The sequence below is a fragment of the Microbacterium sp. XT11 genome, assembly GCF_001513675.1.
Lineage (GTDB): Bacteria > Actinomycetota > Actinomycetes > Actinomycetales > Microbacteriaceae > Microbacterium.
Genome location: NZ_CP013859.1, coordinates 902,777 through 920,033 on the forward strand (window position 1 = coordinate 902,777; position 17,257 = coordinate 920,033).

General features: G+C 69.9%; 17 protein-coding genes and 1 pseudogene. 8 read left to right on the top strand and 10 right to left on the bottom strand.

All coding sequences use genetic code 11. The features are described from left to right. Positions 1–58: 58 nt before the first annotated feature. From AB663_RS04315 to AB663_RS04330, 4 genes and pseudogenes are all read left to right on the top strand, one after another. Complete coding sequence (locus AB663_RS04315; RefSeq protein ID WP_067196154.1) at positions 59–697, top strand: TetR/AcrR family transcriptional regulator C-terminal domain-containing protein; 639 nt, start codon at positions 59–61, stop codon at positions 695–697. 13 nt (positions 698–710) lie between these two features. After that, a pseudogene (locus AB663_RS17735) lies at positions 711–1,217 on the top strand (putative glycolipid-binding domain-containing protein); the annotation flags it as partial. A 247-nt stretch (positions 1,218–1,464) separates the two neighbouring features. Next, a complete protein-coding gene (locus AB663_RS17335; RefSeq protein ID WP_232304630.1) occupies positions 1,465–1,899 on the top strand; it encodes a hypothetical protein in 435 nt (144 codons plus the stop codon). After that, positions 1,896–2,513, top strand: a complete 618-nt coding sequence (locus AB663_RS04330; protein WP_067196158.1) for a class I SAM-dependent methyltransferase — start codon at positions 1,896–1,898, stop codon at positions 2,511–2,513. Before AB663_RS17335 ends, AB663_RS04330 begins: the two co-directional genes overlap by 4 nt. Here the strand turns inward: AB663_RS04330 and AB663_RS04335 are convergent. The 8 genes from AB663_RS04335 to AB663_RS04370 all read right to left on the bottom strand — a co-directional run bounded on the left by AB663_RS04335 (position 2,453) and on the right by AB663_RS04370 (position 11,328). Continuing rightward, entirely contained in the window at positions 2,453–3,910 is a 1,458-nt protein-coding gene (locus tag AB663_RS04335; protein WP_083511321.1) for a PepSY-associated TM helix domain-containing protein, read from the bottom strand. The two genes, AB663_RS04330 and AB663_RS04335, sit on opposite strands and share 61 nt — an antisense overlap. 91 nt (positions 3,911–4,001) lie before the next feature. Further along, a complete protein-coding gene (locus tag AB663_RS04340; protein ID WP_067196160.1) occupies positions 4,002–5,231 on the bottom strand; it encodes a Dyp-type peroxidase in 1,230 nt (409 codons plus the stop codon). Continuing rightward, the gene (locus tag AB663_RS04345) at positions 5,231–5,776 is read right to left on the bottom strand and encodes a copper chaperone PCu(A)C (protein ID WP_067196162.1); all 546 of its coding nucleotides are present in this window, start codon (positions 5,774–5,776) and stop codon (positions 5,231–5,233) included. The genes AB663_RS04340 and AB663_RS04345 overlap by 1 nt, the downstream gene beginning before the upstream one ends. 12 nt (positions 5,777–5,788) lie before the next feature. Further along, entirely contained in the window at positions 5,789–6,409 is a 621-nt protein-coding gene (locus AB663_RS04350; protein WP_232304631.1) for a copper resistance CopC family protein, read from the bottom strand. Positions 6,410–6,527: 118 nt separating this feature from the next. Next, positions 6,528–7,136 (bottom strand): hypothetical protein, encoded by a 609-nt coding sequence (locus tag AB663_RS04355; RefSeq protein ID WP_067196163.1) that lies wholly within the window; start codon positions 7,134–7,136, stop codon positions 6,528–6,530. A gap of 38 nt (positions 7,137–7,174) precedes the next feature. Further along, a complete protein-coding gene (locus tag AB663_RS04360) occupies positions 7,175–8,590 on the bottom strand; it encodes an FGGY-family carbohydrate kinase (RefSeq protein ID WP_067196165.1) in 1,416 nt (471 codons plus the stop codon). Between the two features lie 63 nt (positions 8,591–8,653). Beyond that, positions 8,654–9,808: an NAD(P)/FAD-dependent oxidoreductase gene (locus AB663_RS04365; protein WP_067196167.1), complete on the bottom strand. Its 1,155-nt coding sequence runs from the start codon at positions 9,806–9,808 to the stop codon at positions 8,654–8,656. A gap of 32 nt (positions 9,809–9,840) precedes the next feature. Continuing rightward, positions 9,841–11,328, bottom strand: coding sequence for an APC family permease (locus AB663_RS04370; RefSeq protein WP_067196169.1), 1,488 nt, complete (start codon positions 11,326–11,328; stop codon positions 9,841–9,843). Positions 11,329–11,475: 147 nt separating this feature from the next. Between AB663_RS04370 and AB663_RS04375 the strand changes: the two genes are divergently transcribed. The 4 genes from AB663_RS04375 (at position 11,476) to AB663_RS04390 (ending at position 14,446) form a co-directional block, all read left to right on the top strand. Further along, positions 11,476–12,165, top strand: a complete 690-nt coding sequence (locus AB663_RS04375) for a GntR family transcriptional regulator (protein WP_067196171.1) — start codon at positions 11,476–11,478, stop codon at positions 12,163–12,165. Then, the gene (locus AB663_RS04380; RefSeq protein WP_067196173.1) at positions 12,162–12,803 is read left to right on the top strand and encodes an HAD family hydrolase; all 642 of its coding nucleotides are present in this window, start codon (positions 12,162–12,164) and stop codon (positions 12,801–12,803) included. The genes AB663_RS04375 and AB663_RS04380 overlap by 4 nt, the downstream gene beginning before the upstream one ends. 192 nt (positions 12,804–12,995) lie before the next feature. Beyond that, on the top strand, positions 12,996–14,120 hold the full coding sequence (locus tag AB663_RS17525) for a M23 family metallopeptidase (RefSeq protein WP_232304632.1): 1,125 nt from the start codon (positions 12,996–12,998) through the stop codon (positions 14,118–14,120). A gap of 89 nt (positions 14,121–14,209) precedes the next feature. Then, entirely contained in the window at positions 14,210–14,446 is a 237-nt protein-coding gene (locus AB663_RS04390) for a hypothetical protein (RefSeq protein WP_067196175.1), read from the top strand. A gap of 80 nt (positions 14,447–14,526) precedes the next feature. Here the strand turns inward: AB663_RS04390 and AB663_RS04395 are convergent, their stop codons facing one another. Next, positions 14,527–15,711: an alcohol dehydrogenase catalytic domain-containing protein gene (locus tag AB663_RS04395; RefSeq protein ID WP_067196177.1), complete on the bottom strand. Its 1,185-nt coding sequence runs from the start codon at positions 15,709–15,711 to the stop codon at positions 14,527–14,529. Positions 15,712–15,754: 43 nt separating this feature from the next. Further along, positions 15,755–17,077, bottom strand: a complete 1,323-nt coding sequence (locus AB663_RS04400; protein ID WP_067196179.1) for a cytochrome P450 — start codon at positions 17,075–17,077, stop codon at positions 15,755–15,757. Positions 17,078–17,257: the final 180 nt, after the last annotated feature.

The following is a 17,257-nucleotide window of genomic DNA, read 5'->3' on the forward strand; positions in this document are numbered from 1 at the left end:
TCCTTAACTAAGTTCAATAGCTCTGCCAGGATGCCTTAACTTTGTTAAGGTGTCAATCATGACCAAAGGCATCACGCGGGAGCGGATCGTCACGGCGGCGCTGGAACTCCTGGACGATCAGGGCATGGATGACCTCACCGTCCGCGCGCTCGCCTCCCGGTTGGGGGTGCGTCCACCCGCCCTCTACTGGCACGTGCGCAACAAGCAGGAGCTGCTCGACGAGATGGCGACCGAGGTGATGCGGCGCGTGGCGGTCGCGTTCGCCGCGATGCCTCCGGGCGAGGGCTGGCGTGACGACCTCGCGGCCTACGCGCGCGTCCTGCGCGCCGAGTACCTGCCGCACCGCGATGGGGCGCGCATCTTCAGCGGCACGCGGATCACCGACCCGGACGTGGTCCGCGCGAAGGAGCCCCTCTTCGAACGTTGGGTCGCGCAGGGATGGAACCCCGCCGACGCAGACGACGCGGTCGACATCATCACGGCGTTCGTGGTCGGATTCGTCATCGAAGAACAGGCGCGAAGCCAGTCGGCCGCCACCGATCCATCGCGGTACTCCGTGGAACAGCGCGATGACTGGCTGGGCGAGGGGGTGCCGCTCGTCAAACAGGCCGGCCATCTCCACGATGATGGCGATCAGCGATTCGAACGACACCTCGGCATGGTCCTCGACGGGATCGCCGCGCGGCTGAGTTCGTGAAAAGGAGTGCTGCATGAAGCTGAGGCCACCACAGGATGCGAGCTGGAACCACGTCGGGGCGAGAGTCGGCTTCGAGGTCGCCTTCTTCACCGAGCTGCCCGAGGGTCATCGACTGCGCGGTCACACGACCGCACGCGAGTCCGGTTCGTCGTGGTCGGTCGGCTACGACGTGACGGTGGATGGTTCATGGAAAACCGTACAGGTGCGCGCATCGACGCTGACGGCGGCCGGAAGACGCGAGTTGGCGCTCACGCGTGACCCGGGGGGCAGGTGGACGGCGAACGGGGAGCCGCTTCCTGAGCTGGACGGATGCGTCGACGTCGACTTCGAGTCGTCGGTCGTGACGAACACCCTTCCTCTGCACCGTCTCGACCTCATCGAGGGAGCCGCGGTCGACGTGCCGGCGGCATTCGTCCGGGCGGAGGATCTGCGCGTGGAACGGCTCGAGCAGCGCTACACGTTGATCGGCACCGCTTCGGAGCAGATCCTCTTCCACTATGAATCGTCGACCTTCGACGTCGCGTGCGACCTGCGGTACGACGCGGCAGGGCTGATCGTGGACTACCCGGGAATCGCGACTCACCGCGCCACCGGCGCCCAGCCTGCGCGAACGCCGCCGTCGCGAGCTCGCGCGCACGATCGCCGCGACCGCCGTCGACCTGTTCGAGCGCAACGGCTTCTCGGCGACGACCATCGACGACATCGCCGCGGCGGCCGGCATCTCGCGCACGACCTTCTTCCGTCACTGCGCGACCAAGGAGGCGGCGGTGCTCGTCGACGACTCCGGTCTCGAGCCCGAGCTGCTCGGCGCCGCCGAGACCGCATCCGCCGCCCACCCGCTGCGCGACCTCGAGTCGGCCTGGGAGGGAATGACGACGGTCTTCGACGCCGATCCGCAGGGGCGTGACCGGTTCCTGCGTGTGCGCCGGCTGATGCGCGACAACCCGTCCCTGCTCGCCGCGGGCCTCGAGAGCGAGGCGCGGCTGACACAGCGCATCGCCGATGCCCTGCAGAGCGGCCCGGATCTGGACGTACTCGACGCGCACGCAGTGGCCGAGACCTTCGCTCTCGGCATGCGGCTCACGTTCGACGAGTGGGTGAGGCGCTCGGACGACGGTCCGGCGGCGCAGGCGCCCTCGCTGCACGATATCTACGGCCGCGTGCGCTCCGCCCTCGCCCGGGCGACGGGAGCGGGCCGATGAGCGAACGATTCGACGCGGAGCACTGGGAGGACCACTGGGTTCAGGCGTCGTCCCGAGCACCGCTGCCCGCCCACCCCGCGCTCGCCGCGGAGCTCTCCACGCTGACCCCCGGCTCGGCGCTGGACGCGGGCAGCGGCGAAGGGGCCGAGGCGGTCTGGCTCGCGCGGCACGGCTGGGCGGTCACGGCCGTCGACATCTCGGCGACCGCGGTGGCTCGCGCGGTTGCCGCTGCCGATGCCTCGGGCGTCGACTGGGTCCAGGCAGACCTCACCCGCTGGGAGCCAGACCGTCAGTACGACCTGGTGACCACGTTCTACGCGCATCCGACGATGGGCCAGGACGCGTTCTACCACCGCATCTCGCGATGGGTCGCTCCCGGCGGCACACTGCTGATCGTCGGACACGATCACCACGCGCCGGGCCACCACGGTGCCCCTGCGCATCCGGAGGGATCGGTCACAGCCCCCGAGCGCATCCGCGGGGTCCTCGATCCGCCTCTCTGGACGATCCGCACGGCCGGGGTGCGCGAGCGAGACGCCGGGGTGCACGGCGGTCACCGCATGGTGCTCCGCGACGTCGTGGTTCGTGCGGAACGAACCGCGCCCAGCGCCTGAGCCTGCCGCGGCTCGGGTGGGGGGCAAGCGGGCTCGCCACGCGACGGCACTGGGTCGTGGGGTGTACGACGGGTACGGGGTGTTCTCCGCCGACGAAGCACGATGTCCACCACGACGAAGCCGAGAAGCGTCCAGCCGACGAGCGGCAGCCAGAGCCCTACGAGCACCGAAGCCGCCGCGACCGCGGCGATTCCCCACCACGGTGCTTCTCGGAGCACGGGAGCGGGTGCCCGGCCGACCACGCGGCTCGTGTCTCTGAGGGGGCGTCGTTTCCACCACATGAGGTAGCCGAGGACGACCATGCCGGCAAGTGCGATGGCGATGATGAAGAGGATGATCTGGTTGGCGAGGCCGAACATGACTCCCATATGGAGGTTGACGCCCCAGCTGGCGAGCTTCGCCGGCAACGACATGTCGGCGAAGTCGATGCGGTCGACGACCTGCATGGTGGTGCCGTCGATGGCGAGGGAGTCGCCTTCGGTGGGGAAGCTGGTCTTGATCTCGCGGACCGTCCATGCGGTGCCGGGTTCGGTGGGCGGCCTGATCTCGACCTGGCCGGTGTTCTCGCGCTGTGCGATGGCGAGGTTCGCGTCGAAGGTCGCCGGGTTCGCGGCCCCGGTTGGGGCGCTCTCCGCTCCGTGGTGGTGGGCGTGTTCGTCGGCACCCGCGGCCCGTCCGTCGAGGGCGGTGTTCACCGATGGTGTGCCCCAGTCGAGGGCAGCGCGGAGGGTGCTGACGTTGGTTCCGGCGTACTGGGACCAGGTGATGCCGGTGACGGAGAGGAACAGGGCGCCGAGCAGCATCCAGATGCCGACCGAGGTGTGCCATCCGAACAGTCGACGATAGCCCTTGTGCGCGCGGTTAGGGCGGAGGTAGTCCTTCTTCGCCCTGGCTCTGCGGATGCGGATGACCCACAGCGCGAGGCCAGCGACGGCGACGATTCCGAGCCAGGATGCCGCAAGCTCGCTGTAGACGCGTCCGGGGTCGCCGAGGTGGAGGCTGCGGTGCAGATTGCTGATCCACGTGCGCAGTGGTGTGGAGCCGCTGGTGCCGTAGACGACGAGGTCGCCGCGGATCTCTCCTGTGCCCGGATCGATGAACGCGGCGCGGGACTCGCTGGATCCCAGACCGTCCTCGGCGTACATGATGCGCGTGGTGTCGCCGTTCTCAGGTGCCGGGCGGACGGCGAACAGGGCGGCATCGTCGCCCAAGTAGGCGTCGGCCGCCTCGATCTGCGCGGCGAGAGTCAGGGTGGTGTCGCTCTTCGGTGCGTGAAGCTCATGGGCGTAGACGGCCTGTTCGAGTTGCGGGGTGAGCGCGTACAGCGCACCGCTGAGCGCGGTGATGAGGATGAACGGGCCGACGAGGATGCCGGCGTAGAAGTGCAGTCGGAGCAGGAGGGCGCCGAACCACCCGCGACGGCGAGGAGGGGTGGGCGCGGAGGCGGGTGGGGCGTGTGGGTGTCGGTGAGGGTCACGGGTGTGGCTTTCAGGTGAGGAGGGTGTCGCCGATGAATCCGCCGTCGCGGCATCCCGGCGGGACCGCGAAGACGGCCGAGCCGATGGGTGTGGTCCACTCGTTGAGCAGGTCGAGCTCGTCCAGCCGATGCTGCATGGGAATGAACTGGCGGTCGATGTCGGCTTGGAACGAGACGAAGATGAGGCCGGACTCGGAGACCTCAGCGCCGGCGGGGCGTTCGTCGTAGTTGTAGGCGCGGCGGAAGATACGCTCCGCGCCATCTCCGCGTGCGCGCCGGATGTGAGCGAACTGCGGGATCACGGGGAATCCGATGGCGGTCTTGGCCTCGAAGTCCGGCTCGTCGAACTCGTCGGTGCCGGTGAGCGGGGCCCCGTTGGCGAGTGTCCGGCCGACGGATGCCTCGCGGCCGCTGCGGTCGAGGCGGTCCCACTTGTCGAGGTCCATGCGGATGCGGCGGACGACCACGCCGGTGCCGCCGGCGAGCCAGCCGTCGGTGTCAGTCCAGACGACCCGGTCGAAGTCCGTGGTGCCCGGTTGTGGATTCGTCGTGCCGTCGACCTGGCCGAACAGGTTGCGCATGGTCGTGCCGGGACGTTCTGTGCCGTAGGCGCGGCGGAAGCCCTGCTGAGTCCAGCGGATGTTGGCGAAGCCGCGGGCATCCTTCAGCAGCATCCGTGTCGCATGAGCGACCGTGAGCGGATCGTCCCCGGCGATCTGCAACAGCAGGTCTCCGGCGGAGAACTCGGGTCGCAGCCTGTCCACGCGGAACGCGGGCAGCGGCGCGAGCCAGCTCGGCGCCGCCCCGTTCGCTCGCGTGACCAGGCCTGGCCCGAAGCCGAACGTCACCGTGAGTCGCGCGGGCGAAAGCGCGAGCTCGGGTTCGGAATCTGCGAGCGCAGGCTCTCCCTGCGTGAGGCGGGCGGCATCGTCGGTGAGGATGCGCATCAGTCGGGTGAGCGCGTCGCGGTCCACGTCGTCATGCAGGTCGAGGGCGACGAAGACGCCGTGCGCCTGAGCAGCGGTATCGATGCCGGCCTGGTGCACGCCGAAGAATGGCACGGTCTCCTCGCCGTTCATCGGCGTCGCCGCGACCTGCGGCTCGCTGCCGGGGCGGTTCAGGGCGAGGTCCACTCCGACCGCCGCGACCGCGCCGGCCCCGGCGACAGCCCCTCCGAGGAGGAACTGCCGCCGAGTCGATCCGATGCGACGGGAGTGGGCGCCCTCAGCGGGCGCGGGCATCAGTGATCCATGCCCTCGTGATCGTCGCCCTCTTCGTAGTTCTCGTTCGCGCCCGAGTAGTCCTTCACCGGTGCGGTGAACTCGTAGGTCGTGTCGTCCGAGAACGTGAGCGTGAACGCGGCCTCGTCGCCCGCATGCAGCGGAGCGGTGAGATCCATGAGCATGATGTGGTTCGCGCCCGGCTCGAGGAGGAGCTCACCGCCTGCAGGGATGACGAAGCCCCCTTCGATCTCGCGCATGACCATCTCGCCGGCCTCGTTCTCGACGGTCTCGTGGAGCTCGAGCATGCTCGACGCGTCGGATGAGACCGACACGACGGTCACGTCGACGTCTCCGCTGTTGACGAGCATGCCGAACGCGGCGGACATGCCCTCATCCGCAGACTTGACCCAGGCGTCTTCGATGGTGACGGTGTCGCCAGCGGGTGCCCTCTCGGTGACGGCAGGAGCGGCCTCCGTCGCGCAGCCGGTCAGCGTGAGCAGCGAGACCGCGGTGACCGCGAGCAGACGTGACAGCGGGGCCGTGGTGGTACTGGTGGTTTTCATGACTGTTGCCTTTCAGAGTTGTGCCGCGGAATCGCCGGTCTCTGGCGTCGCGGCCGCCGTCCGGGGACGGAGAACGATTCGAACGATGACGAGAAGCAGAACGGCGACCGCTGCTCCGATCCCGCCGACGAGCAGCATCCGGAGGGCGCCGCTCGACTCATCTGCGATCTGATCTGTCGCGACTGTCGGCGAGTCGGCCGACGGTGCTCCTCCCGTATCCGTGCGCGACGGTGCCACCATCGGCGCGGAGTCGCCGACGGCGAACGGGATCACTCCCGAGACGGGGTGCCCGTCCTCCGACACGACCTGCCATCGCACCTGATAGCCCCCGACGGGCATGTCCGGTGCCAGCTCGGCCGTCACCTCGCTGCCCGACACCGTCACCGCACCGGTGACCCAGTCGGTGCCCGAGGCGTCGACCACGAGCACCACAGCGCCGGTCGACGCCTCGTCGAGCACGAGGAGGTCGCCCGAGAAGGTCAACGAGACGCTCGACGGAGCGGCGGCGAGCTGCTCGCCGTCTGACGGAGTGCTCACGATCAGTTGGTCATGGGCGGATGCCGGTGCTGCCGTCGCGATCACCGCGATGGCAGCCAGCATCAGCCCCGCCGCATACCTGCGGAAAGGGGACATGGATGGGCCTCTCGACAGGCGCCCGCGAGCGGACGCCGAAAACTGCGTTCAGACGCCTGCGCACTCTCGTGCACGGGCAGCGACGCACCACACCCCTCGAAGGTGGATGCGGGTCGGATCAGAGCGCGAGGCGAACGGGGGGCGCGCGGCCACGCAGGGTCGCGAGACGAGCGGAGGCCGCGTTCGAGGCGACGAGGAAGTCGCCGCGCAGCCGATGCGGGGCGCGCGGTCGGGCGTGGACCATGTCGACGGAGAGGCATCGCCGCAGCCACCGCACGGCCTGAGCCGCGAGGATGCGCAGCGCATGCACGATCCGCTCGCCCCAGTGGAGAGCGGCGATGGTCGTGAGCGCCGCGGCGAGGTGTCCGATCCACATCGACCCGTCGGCGACGACCGCGTCGTCGACGCCGGCGACAGTAGGGAGCACCAACGGTGCGTCGTGCATGTGATGCGGAGCAGGCGACCCAGAGGGCGTCACGGTGCCGAGCACGAACAGCAGGTGGAAGAGGAACTGACTGATGCCGACCGACAGAGAGAGACGGATGAGCGACAGGGTCTTGCCCGCGAGGAGCACGCACACCATGAGAGACAAGAGCCAGGGGACGGCGATGCCCAGGACACCGGGCATCAGTCCGCCGCCAGAGACGTGCCCGGCCAGTGCGATGAAGATCGCGAGGGTCGCTGAAGCGAAGCCGCGAACGACGGCCGGCCTCCGAGACTCAGTCACGCATCCAGTTTGGCATGGCGGCGCCTGAGCCCGCCCGCTCAGGCCAGCGCGTCTGCCGCGGCCCTCCAGCGAGCCGAGAACTCCTCGGCCCGAGCATCCGACCACTGCGGCTCGTACGTGTGCGACGGCGACCACGGCACGATCGCGTCTTCCAGGGCGAGGCCGGGGTTCATGGCGCAGCGGGCGAGGGCCGCGGCGCCGAGCGGCGTGGCGTGCTGCGAGGGGTACACGTCGACCGGGATGCGCATGAGGTCGGCGACCGCCTGCATGAGCACGCGGCTCTGCGTGAGTCCTCCGTCGACGCGCAGGCGCTGCAGCGGCTGACCGAGGTCGGCGGCCATCGCACGGGCCAGCTCCGCCACCTGCGCGGCGATGCCCTCGAGCACCGCGCGAACCAGGTGCTCGCTGCCGGTCGACAGCGTCATGCCGGTGAACGTGGCCGTGGCATCCGGCCGCCACCACGGCGCCGCCAGGCCCGCGAGTGCGGGCACGCACAGCACGCCCTGCGCGTCGTCAGCCGCGACGCGGTCCATGTCGGCGGCGGTGTCGATGAAGGTGAGCTTCTCGAGCCACTGCACGGCGGATGCCGCGGTGTACACCTGCCCGTCGAGGCAGTAGGTGCTGTGCCCGCCCTGCTGCCAGGCGACGGACGACGACAGGCTCGCCGTCGACCGCACAGCGGTGCGGCCGGTGTTGGCCAGGAGGAACGCTCCGGTGCCGAACGTGCATTTCGCCTCGCCCGGCTGCAGGCACGCCTGGGCGACGAGCGCGGCCTGCTGGTCGACGACGAGCCCGCCGACGGATGCCGTGCCGCCGAAGGCTGTCGTGGTGCCGGCTATGTCGTCGCACGCGAGGATCGCCGGCATCCGCTCGTCGCCGAGGCCGAACAGCTCGAGCAGCTCGCCGTCCCATTCGACGCGGTCGAGGTCCATCACGAGCGACCGGCTCGCCGTCGACGCGTCGGTCACGAACTCGCCGGTGAGGCGGTGCAGCAGCCAGCTGTCGGAGGTGGTGACCACGCCGTCGCGCGTGACGTTGCGCCGGACCCACGCCTGCTTGGGCGCAGAGAAGTAGGGATCGAGCACGAGCCCGGTGCGCGCGGCGATGTCGTCCGCCCGGTCGCGCAGCTCATCGCAGATCGACTCGGCGCGGCGGTCCTGCCAGACGATCATGTTCGACAGGGGGTCGCCCGTCTCCGGATCCCACGCGAGCACGGTCTCGCCCTGGTTCGCGATCGTCACGACGTCGATGTCGACCTTGGCCTGGTTGACGGCGACGCGTCCGGCGCGCAGCACCGACTCCAGCAGCGCCTCAGGGTCGTGCTCGACGCCGCCGCCGGGGAGATAGGTGGGGCGGATGGACACCTCGCTGAGCGCGAGAACCTGACCCCCGTGGTCGACGACGACGGCTTTGGTGCCAGACGTGCCTTGGTCGATCGCCAGAACGGTGGTCATGAGTGCGTGGTCCTTCGGTCGGGGTGGAGGCGGACGCGTGCACGGCATCCGCCCCCGATGCTGTCAGGAGGAGGGCTGCGAGCGGTAGCGCGCGGTGCGCTGCCACCAGGGGCCGTCCTGCGGGGCGGCAGCCGCGGGCGTCGGCGGGCGCAGGTCGCCCACCGAGACGCCGAGCTCGGGAAGCATGCCGGCGACGTAGTCGGCGATGCCGAGCGATGCCGTGAGTCCGGTGGAGCGGATGGCGGCGACGTTGATGAGCCGGCCGTTCTTCTCCGACCGGCCGATGACGTAGTTGCAGTCCCGCCCGGCGGGGCGCAGGCCCGCATAACTCGCGATCGGCTCGAGACCCTCCAGCGCGGGGAACTGCTGCACGGCCTTCGCGAGGATCTCCTCGCGCGCCTCGGTCCGCACCGACCAGTCCTCCTTGTCGTCGAGGTCGACGGCGGTGGGGCCGGCGACGACCTTGCCGTCGAGCGTGGGGAACACGAGGACACCCTTCGTGCGCTTGGTCGGCACGGGCAGGATGATGCGGTCGAGGGTCTGTCCGTCGGGAAGCTCGAACACGAAGAACTCGCCCTTGCGAGGGTAGATCTCGAACGAGTCGTCCCCGACCAGACGCGCGACCTCATCGGCGTAGAGGCCCGCCGCGTTCACCGCCGCCGCCACCCGGATGCGCCGGCCGTCGGCGATCTCGATGTCGAGTCCGTCGCCGGCCGGCGTGATCCCGGTCACCCTCGCGTTCAGCTCCACTGACGCCCCGGCGGCGACGGCGCTCGCCGCCAGCGCCTGCGTGAAGGCGACGGGGTCGCTCACCGACTCGCCCGGCACGAGCAGGGTGCCGTCGGATTCGCGGATGTGCACCTCGACCCCGTTCTGCGCGGCGTTCGCCGCAAGTGCGCGCACCGTCTCGGCGTCGTCGTCGGTGCGGGGAACGAGCTCGGCACCGGTGTGGATGACGGGTACGTCGAGAGCCTCGAGGATGCCGGGGCGGATGCGCGCGGCACGGAGGATCAGCTCGGTCTCGAGCTCTCCCGGCGTGGAGTCGAACCCGGTGTGCAGCACCCCGGAGTTGGTGCCGCTCGCGGCCAGACCGAGCGACGGTTCGGACTCGAGCAGCACGGCGTCGACGCCGCGGTGCGCGAGCGTGTACAGCAGGGCCGACCCGACGATGCCCCCGCCGATGACGGCGACGGTGCGAGACGGTGTGTGCGAGCTCATGGTGGTGCTTCTTTCGATTGACGGCTGCGGGGTCACGGGGCGGTGGTGATCGTGTCTTCGTCGAAGGCCCGGTCGACATCCTGCATGTCGGGCATGGTGAGTCCCTTCCTCCCGCGCGTGACGAGCAGGTACACGAGGTAGGCGATGCCGATCACGAGCATGATGCCGACGTAGAGGCGGGGCTGCTCGAACGAGACGTCGCGGAAGATGAGCAGTTCGTACACGAGCCAGACGCTCGCGAGCACCAGCACGGGCACCTCCCAGCGGCCGAGCGTGAAGCCCTTGCTGGCGGGGAGCGACCTGCGCGTGACGATGTAGAGCAGCACCGTTCCGGCGTAGATGATCGCCGGCAGCAGGGTCGCGGCGGAGAAGAGCACGAACAGGGCGTCGTTGGCGCTGCTGAAGATCGCGAGGATCGCCTGGGTGATGACGAAGTACCCGACGGTCGCGGCGACCGGGGTGTGCCGGCTGCGGCTCACCTTCCGCAGCACCTGCCAGGCGGGGAACCGCTCATCGCGCGACATCGCCCAGATCAGGCGCGTTCCGCTGAGGGTGATGACGAGACCGCACGAGAAGATCGAGATCACGACGAGCACGAGCAGGCCCTTGCCGACGACCGGGCCGAGCACCGAGGTGATGACGGTCGCGACCGGCGTGGCGGACGTCGCCAGCTCGGCGGTGTCGCCCGCGAGGGCGGTGACGGCGATGAGGAACAGCATCCCCAGCACGCCGAGGGCCACGACGGCCTGCACCATGGCGCGCGGGATGACGCGCTCCGGGTTCTTGGTCTCTTCGGCGAGGTTCGCGGCGGACTCGAAGCCGACGATGGTGAACGCCCCGAGCAGGAAGGCGAGGGGGAACGGGCCGGCGTTCGTCAGCCCGCCGAAGTCCCAGTAGCCGGCTTCGGCGACCGGCGCCGTGGCGAAGAGCTGCGTGAAGTCGAGCCGCCCGATCACGGCGCCGACGACGAAGAGGAGCACGGTGATGCCGATCATGCCGATGATCTGCACGGTCACCGCGACCTCGTTGACGCGGTTGGTGGCCTTGGTGCTGAGGGCGACGAGGATGGCCTGCAACAGCATCACGACGGCGGTGATGACCCAGCAGTTCGTGGGCGTCGGCGCGTAGCCGAACAGTTCGGGGAGGATGGTCGCGGCGATGGTGTAGTCGACCGCGACGACGACGATCACGAGGAACGCGAACGACACCCATCCGGTGATCCAGCCGAGGATGGGGTTCGCCAGACGCGACACCCACTGGTAGGCGTAGCCGCTGATCGGGATGCGGGCGGCGAGGGCTCCGAAGATCAGCGCGACCATGGTCTGCCCGATGACGGCGATCGGCCACGCCCAGATTCCGCGGGGACCGCTGCTGTTTAGCACCGCGCCGTAGGTGGTGAAGATGCCGGTGGCGATCGACACGAAGCCGAAGGCCACGGCGAAGGATGCGTAGAGCCCGAGCTCACGCTTCATGCGGGTGCCGGTCTGGCCGGACGAGGTGGGGGATTCGGGTGTTTCCATGACTCGACCTTCGCTGGGCGGGATGGTTGGTATAGACCAACTTGGTATATACCAAGGTACGGTAGGGTGATGGCGGGTAGCGTGTCAACCGTGACGGCGGAAAATCGGGAGAATGTAACACCCGCGAAACCTGGCGTACCCGCCTACATGCGCATCGCCGCCGAGTTGCGCGCGCGCATCGATGCGGGTGAGCTTCCCGTGGGGGCTCCGATCCCGCCGGAGCGCGAGCTGTGCGTCGAGCTCGGCGTGAGCCGCATGACCCTGCGCCGCGCCCTCGGGATGCTGGAACGCGAGGGGCGCGTGCACCGCGACGCCACGCGAGGCACGTTCGTGTCGGAACCGCGCGTGCAGCTGCGGCTCGGATCGTTCTCGCAAGAGGTGGCGCGCTCGGGACGGCAGCCGGGCGCCGAGCTGTTCTGGGCGGAGGAGCGCAAGGCCGACGACGAGGTGGCGGCCGGACTCGACGTTCGTCCCGGTCACCCCGTGTACGCCCTGCGACGGCTGCGGCGCTCGAACGGCGAGCCGCTGGCGTTGGAGACCACCTATTACCGGGCGGATCTCGTGCCCGGTCTTCTCGACGGAGATCTCTCCGGATCGCTGTGGGAGGAGGTGCGCCGGCGCTTCCACCTGACCCTCGCCCGATCATCGGCCGAGCTGGAGGTCATCGTGCTGGATGCCGAGACCAGCGCGCACCTGTCGACGACACGGGCGTCCGGAGGGCTGCAGCTCACCCGCCGCACCTTCACCGACACGGGGGAGTGCCTCGAGTATGCGGTCGACGTCTACCGCGCGGATCGGGTCTCCCTCATCATCGAGCGCTCGGTCGACGGCGAGTGACCGTCGTCTTCGACCTCGACGGGGTGCTCAGCCGCTCCGACACCATGGCGACCGTGGTGTTCTCGCGTCTGCGTCGCCGCCCGTGGCTCGTCGTCCCGGTCGCCGCGCTCGCCGCGGTTGCGGCCATGGCGGGGACCCGCGGCGATGTGCGGCCCCGATGCAACCGCGCCATCGTCCACCTGGCGCTGTCGGGCCTCGCCGCAGACGGGTACCACCGCCTCGCCGATGAGGCCGCACGCCGCCTCGCATCGCGGCCCGGCAACGTCGCCCCCGAGGTCGTCGCCGCGCTTCGCGACGGCATCGAGCAGGGCGACGCCCTGGTGACCACGGCGACGGAGCGATATCTCGCGATGCGATACCTCACCGAGATCGGTGCGGATGCCGCGCCCTTGCACGCCTCCGAGTTCGTGTTCACGCGGCGGGGACCCCGCTTCGCCCGCCACAACGTCGGCGCGGCGAAGGTCGAGGCCTTCGTGCGCAGCCGTCGCGATGAGGCCATCGACACGCTCTACACCGACTCGGCGAGCGACCTGCCGCTGGCACGCCTGAGCGCGATGACGGTTCTCGTCGGCTCATCGACGCGGGCGGCGCGGGTACTAGAGCGGGCCGGGGTGTCGTTCCGCCGTCTCAGCGCCTGACGACGACGCGACGCCTTTCGGTCATCTCGCGAACGGATTTGGCACCAGCGCGGAACGAGCGTATGGTTACGTTTCGGTAACAGACGTCTTCGTCTGCTGAGGAGCTTCACCATCACTTCGCGATCACCCGAAACCGCGTCCACATCCGTGATCCCGGCCGAGTCCCCCCGCTCGGATGCCGGAACCCCGCGGGTGCTTCTGCGACGAGACCTGCGCCGCGAGCGAGCGCGCGCCGCGTCCGCGACCGAAGCGACCCCTTCCGCGCAGTCGGCCCCCGCAGCCACCGTGCCGGGTGAAGCCGCCGTTCCGGGTGAAGCCGCCGTTCCGGCATCCGGCACCGGAGGAGCATCCGAAGGCGCTGTCGTACCGGAGGCCGCCGCGGCGCCTGCTGCCACCGAGGCCTTCGCCGCATCCGTGGCACTCGCCGCCTCGGCAGCCGGCCTCGGCCACGAGAGCAGCGACGACAGCGACCCGCAGGTCGGCATCGCCGACGCCGACGCTTCCCGAGGCGAGCAGCCCGCGCCCCGTGCCCGCCGTCCCCGTCGCCGGGCGCCGCGTCGCTCACGGGCGACGGCTCCGGCATCCGGGGTGCGTACTCCCGAACGGCCCGCCCCGGCAGCAGGCCGGCGGCGTCCCGTCCGCACGGTCGGTGCCGCACTCGCGATCGCCGCTCTCGTGGGCGGAACCGCTCTCCCGGCCATCGGACTCGCCCAGACCGGCGGGGCCGTCGCCGCAGCATCCGCAGACGCACCGGGCATCCCCGCTCAGTCGCTCACGGTGCAGGGAGACAAGCTGCCCGAGGTCGTCGTGCGCGGTGCGTTCTCGGCGACCACGCCTGCCGAGCTCGAAGAGATCCGTGCTGTCGCGGCCGCGACGGCGCGCAGCGGCATCGCGCCCATCGCAAAGCCGGGACAGGTCATCATCCCGATGGCGCCTGGCAGCTACTCGATGACCGACGGGTTCGGCGCGAGCCGTCCCGGCCGCAGCCACATGGGCCAGGACTACGCCGCTCCGGTCGGCACCCCGATCTACGCGGCGGCCGACGGCGTGGTGACGATGTCGCAGGACAGCTACGGCGGCTACGGCGTGACGGTGCAGATCAAGCACGACCTGGGCGGGTCGGCGGTGTCGACGTTGTACGGTCACATGGACTACGGCACGCGAGCGGTCAACGTGGGCGACCACGTCGTCGCCGGGCAGTTCCTCGGCAAGGTCGGCACCACGGGATACACCATCGGCTCGTGCCTGCACTTCGAAGTGCGCATCAGCGGGAGCCCCATCAACCCGGTGCCCTGGCTCGAGGCCAACGTCCGCTGATCGAGACCGGCGACCGGCGCCCTGTCAAGACGGGTGCGCGAGACGCGTCGGCGGTGCATGCTGAGCTCTCCCAGAGAGAGGAGCACGACATGTCCAACCCCGACGCGGTGGCAGGTCAAGACGCACTGCCAGGACAGGACGACCGGCTCGGCGCCGACTTCACCGACGGCACTTTCCCCACCGATACCGGGCAACCCGAGACGCAGGGTGACGAACCGCTCGACGCCGAACTCGGCGACGAGGGGCAGGGCGACGTCGACGAGGAGGACCTCGGCGGGCACGACGGATCGGACGCCCCTGCCGACCTCCGCGACGGCACGGAATAGCCCGCGCCGGTTCACCTCCGCCGAGACCTCCGCGACGGCACGGAACAGCCGGCGCCGAATGCGGCCCGCGCGGGCGGCCGTCACGCCGACATGGGGTGCAGCACGACCTTGATGCAGCCGTCCTCCTTGCGCTGGAACGTGCGGTAGAGCTCTGGCGCATCCTCCAGCGGTGCGTGGTGCGTGGTGAGATCCATGACGCCGAGCGGATCGGCGGGGTCCTCGACGAGCGGCAGCAGCGCGTCGACCCAGTTCTTCACGTTGCACTGGCCCATGCGGAGGCTGATCTGCTTGTCGAACATCGTCTTCATGGGCAGGATGTCGGCGTCGCCCGCGTACACCCCGCTCAGAGAGACGGTGCCGCCGCGTCGCACGGCGTCGATCGAGGCGTGGAGAGCCGCGAGCCTGTCCATTCCGGCCTTCTCGAACACCTGGCGGGCGAGCGGGTCCGGCAGCAGTCCGACGCTCTTCTGCACCAGCTCGATGCCGGAGTTCCCGTGGGCTTCGAGCCCGACGGCATCCACCACCGAATCCGCGCCGCGTGCATCCGTGAGATCCACGAGACGGGCGGCCACGTCGTCATCGAGGTCGATCGTCTCGATGCCGTGTCGCTCGGCCATCGCCCGCCGCTCCGCGACCGGGTCGACCGCCAGAACGCGATAGCCGCGGTGCCGGCCCACTCTGGTCACCAGCTGACCGACGGGTCCGAGACCCATGACCACGAGCGTCCCTCCCTCGGGCACGTGCGCATACTCCACCCCCTGCCATGCCGTCGGCAGGATGTCGCTGAGGAAGAGGTAGCGCTCGTCGGGGAGGTCGGGTCCGACGGCGATGTGGTTGTAGTCGGCGCGCGGGATGCGCAGATACTCCGCCTGACCGCCGGCGACCTGACCGTACAGCTTCGTGTAACCGAAGAGCGCCGCCCCGGTGCCGTACTCGCGCACCTGCGTGGTCTCGCACTGCGACTGCAGCCCGCGCGTGCACATGAAGCACTCGCCGCACGCGATCGTGAACGGCACGACGATCCGGTCGCCGACGGCGAGCCGCGTGACGCCTGAGCCGACCTCGACGACCTCGCCCATCGGCTCCCGCCCCGGGATGTCGCCGCGGTCGAGGAACGGTCCGAGCAGCTCGTAGAGGTGCAGGTCCGAGCCGCAGATCGCCGACGACGTCACCCGGATGATGGCATCACCAGGATCCTGGATCACCGGATCGTCGACCTCCTCGACCGTCACCGTGCGCTTCGCCTGCCAGGTCAGTGCTTTCATCGCATCCTCCGTCTCGTCGGTGTCTTCGTCGCGGTGGTCGTGCTCAGTGGAAAGGGCATCCCTTCGCCGACCGCACGCGGCCTCCGGATGCCGGCTTGGTGGGCAGGCGTCGGCGGTTCACGCCGAGCCCGCTGTCGAGGATCGTCAGGCGCGGGTCGCTGAGCACCGCGATCGCGGCCGTGAGACCCGCGATGACGAGCTTCTCGCCCGGACACCGGTGACCTGTGGCCACGTCGGCGCCGCCCTGCGGGATGAACGTCGGCACGGCCTCATAGTCCTCGACGTCGCGGAAGCGCTCCGGGTCGAACCGCTCGGGGTTGGCCCACGAGCCGTCGTCGGTGTCGGTGCCGAGGATGTCGATGAGCACTCGGCCTCCGCGTGGCACGTGCTGGCCGTCGATCTCGATGTCGGTCGTCGCGCGGCCCGGCAGCATGGGCACGAACAGGCCGGTTCTGCGCACCTCCTGCGCGAACATCGTGGCCAGCGGCCCGCCGACGAGCACACCGCGCTCCGCCGTCTCCTCCGCGATCCTCTCCCGCCAATCGGGGTGGTCGTGCAGCTCCTTGGCGGCGAACGCGACGAAGCGCGCGGCCGCGATCATCGGGCGGATGCTGTTCTGCAGATCGACGCCGGCGGTGTGGGCGGGGAGGAGCCGGCCGTCGCGCGAACGATGCCGTGCCCACCGCTCCAGCGCCGTGCCCTTCTCCGGACGCAGCGTCCCCCCACGCACCGCCTCGATGAGGTGCATGGCATGCCTGTCGGACCACGCGCGGTTGAGGAAGGCCAGCGCGTACTGCGGTGAATAGGGCACGCCGAACCCGTCGACGATCTGCGCGAGACGCGCTGACCACCGTGTCTTCGCCGCCGGCGTTCCTGGGAGGCCGGCCCACCCCATGATCGCGCGCCCGAGTGCGCCGACCGCGGCGTCGTACGCGCTCGCAGTGCCGCCGTCGAGCCAGGCGTCGCGTTCGCGCGTCCACTCGCGTTCCAGCCACGGCGCCAGCCGTGTGACCTGCGCGTCGTCGTAGGCCACCTCGACGAACGTTGCCTTGCGGTGGCGGTGGTCCTCGCCGTCGAGAGCGTGCACAGAGCCGTGCTCGAAGAGGGGCTCCCGCACGATCGTCGGCATGGCACCAGCGCGCCGGATGCGCTGCTCGTCGTAGAACAGGGCGACACCCTCGGCACCGCGCACGAGGATCGCGGGATCGCCCAGCAGTCGCAGCGGTGCGGATCGGGCTCCTGCGCGCACGCGACGCCAGATGCTGTCGCCGAAGTCGTACCCGCGGGTAAGGAGGCCGAGGGAGTCGTCTTCGAGCAAGGGACGCACTCGGCGGGGGATCTGCGAGAGAAGCGGGGGAAGCGGCATGCGGAAACGGTGCCACCGGAATGCGACGGGTTCCAGGGGGGAGCGCAGGACGGCGGATTGTGCTAACGGTCCCGCGGCGTACGCAGGCTACCGCTTTGCGCAGGTGCTCCTCACGTCCCGAGGCGGCTCCCTACCGTGAGAGCGACCATCTGCCGAATCGTGCAAACGCTCTCGGAAAGC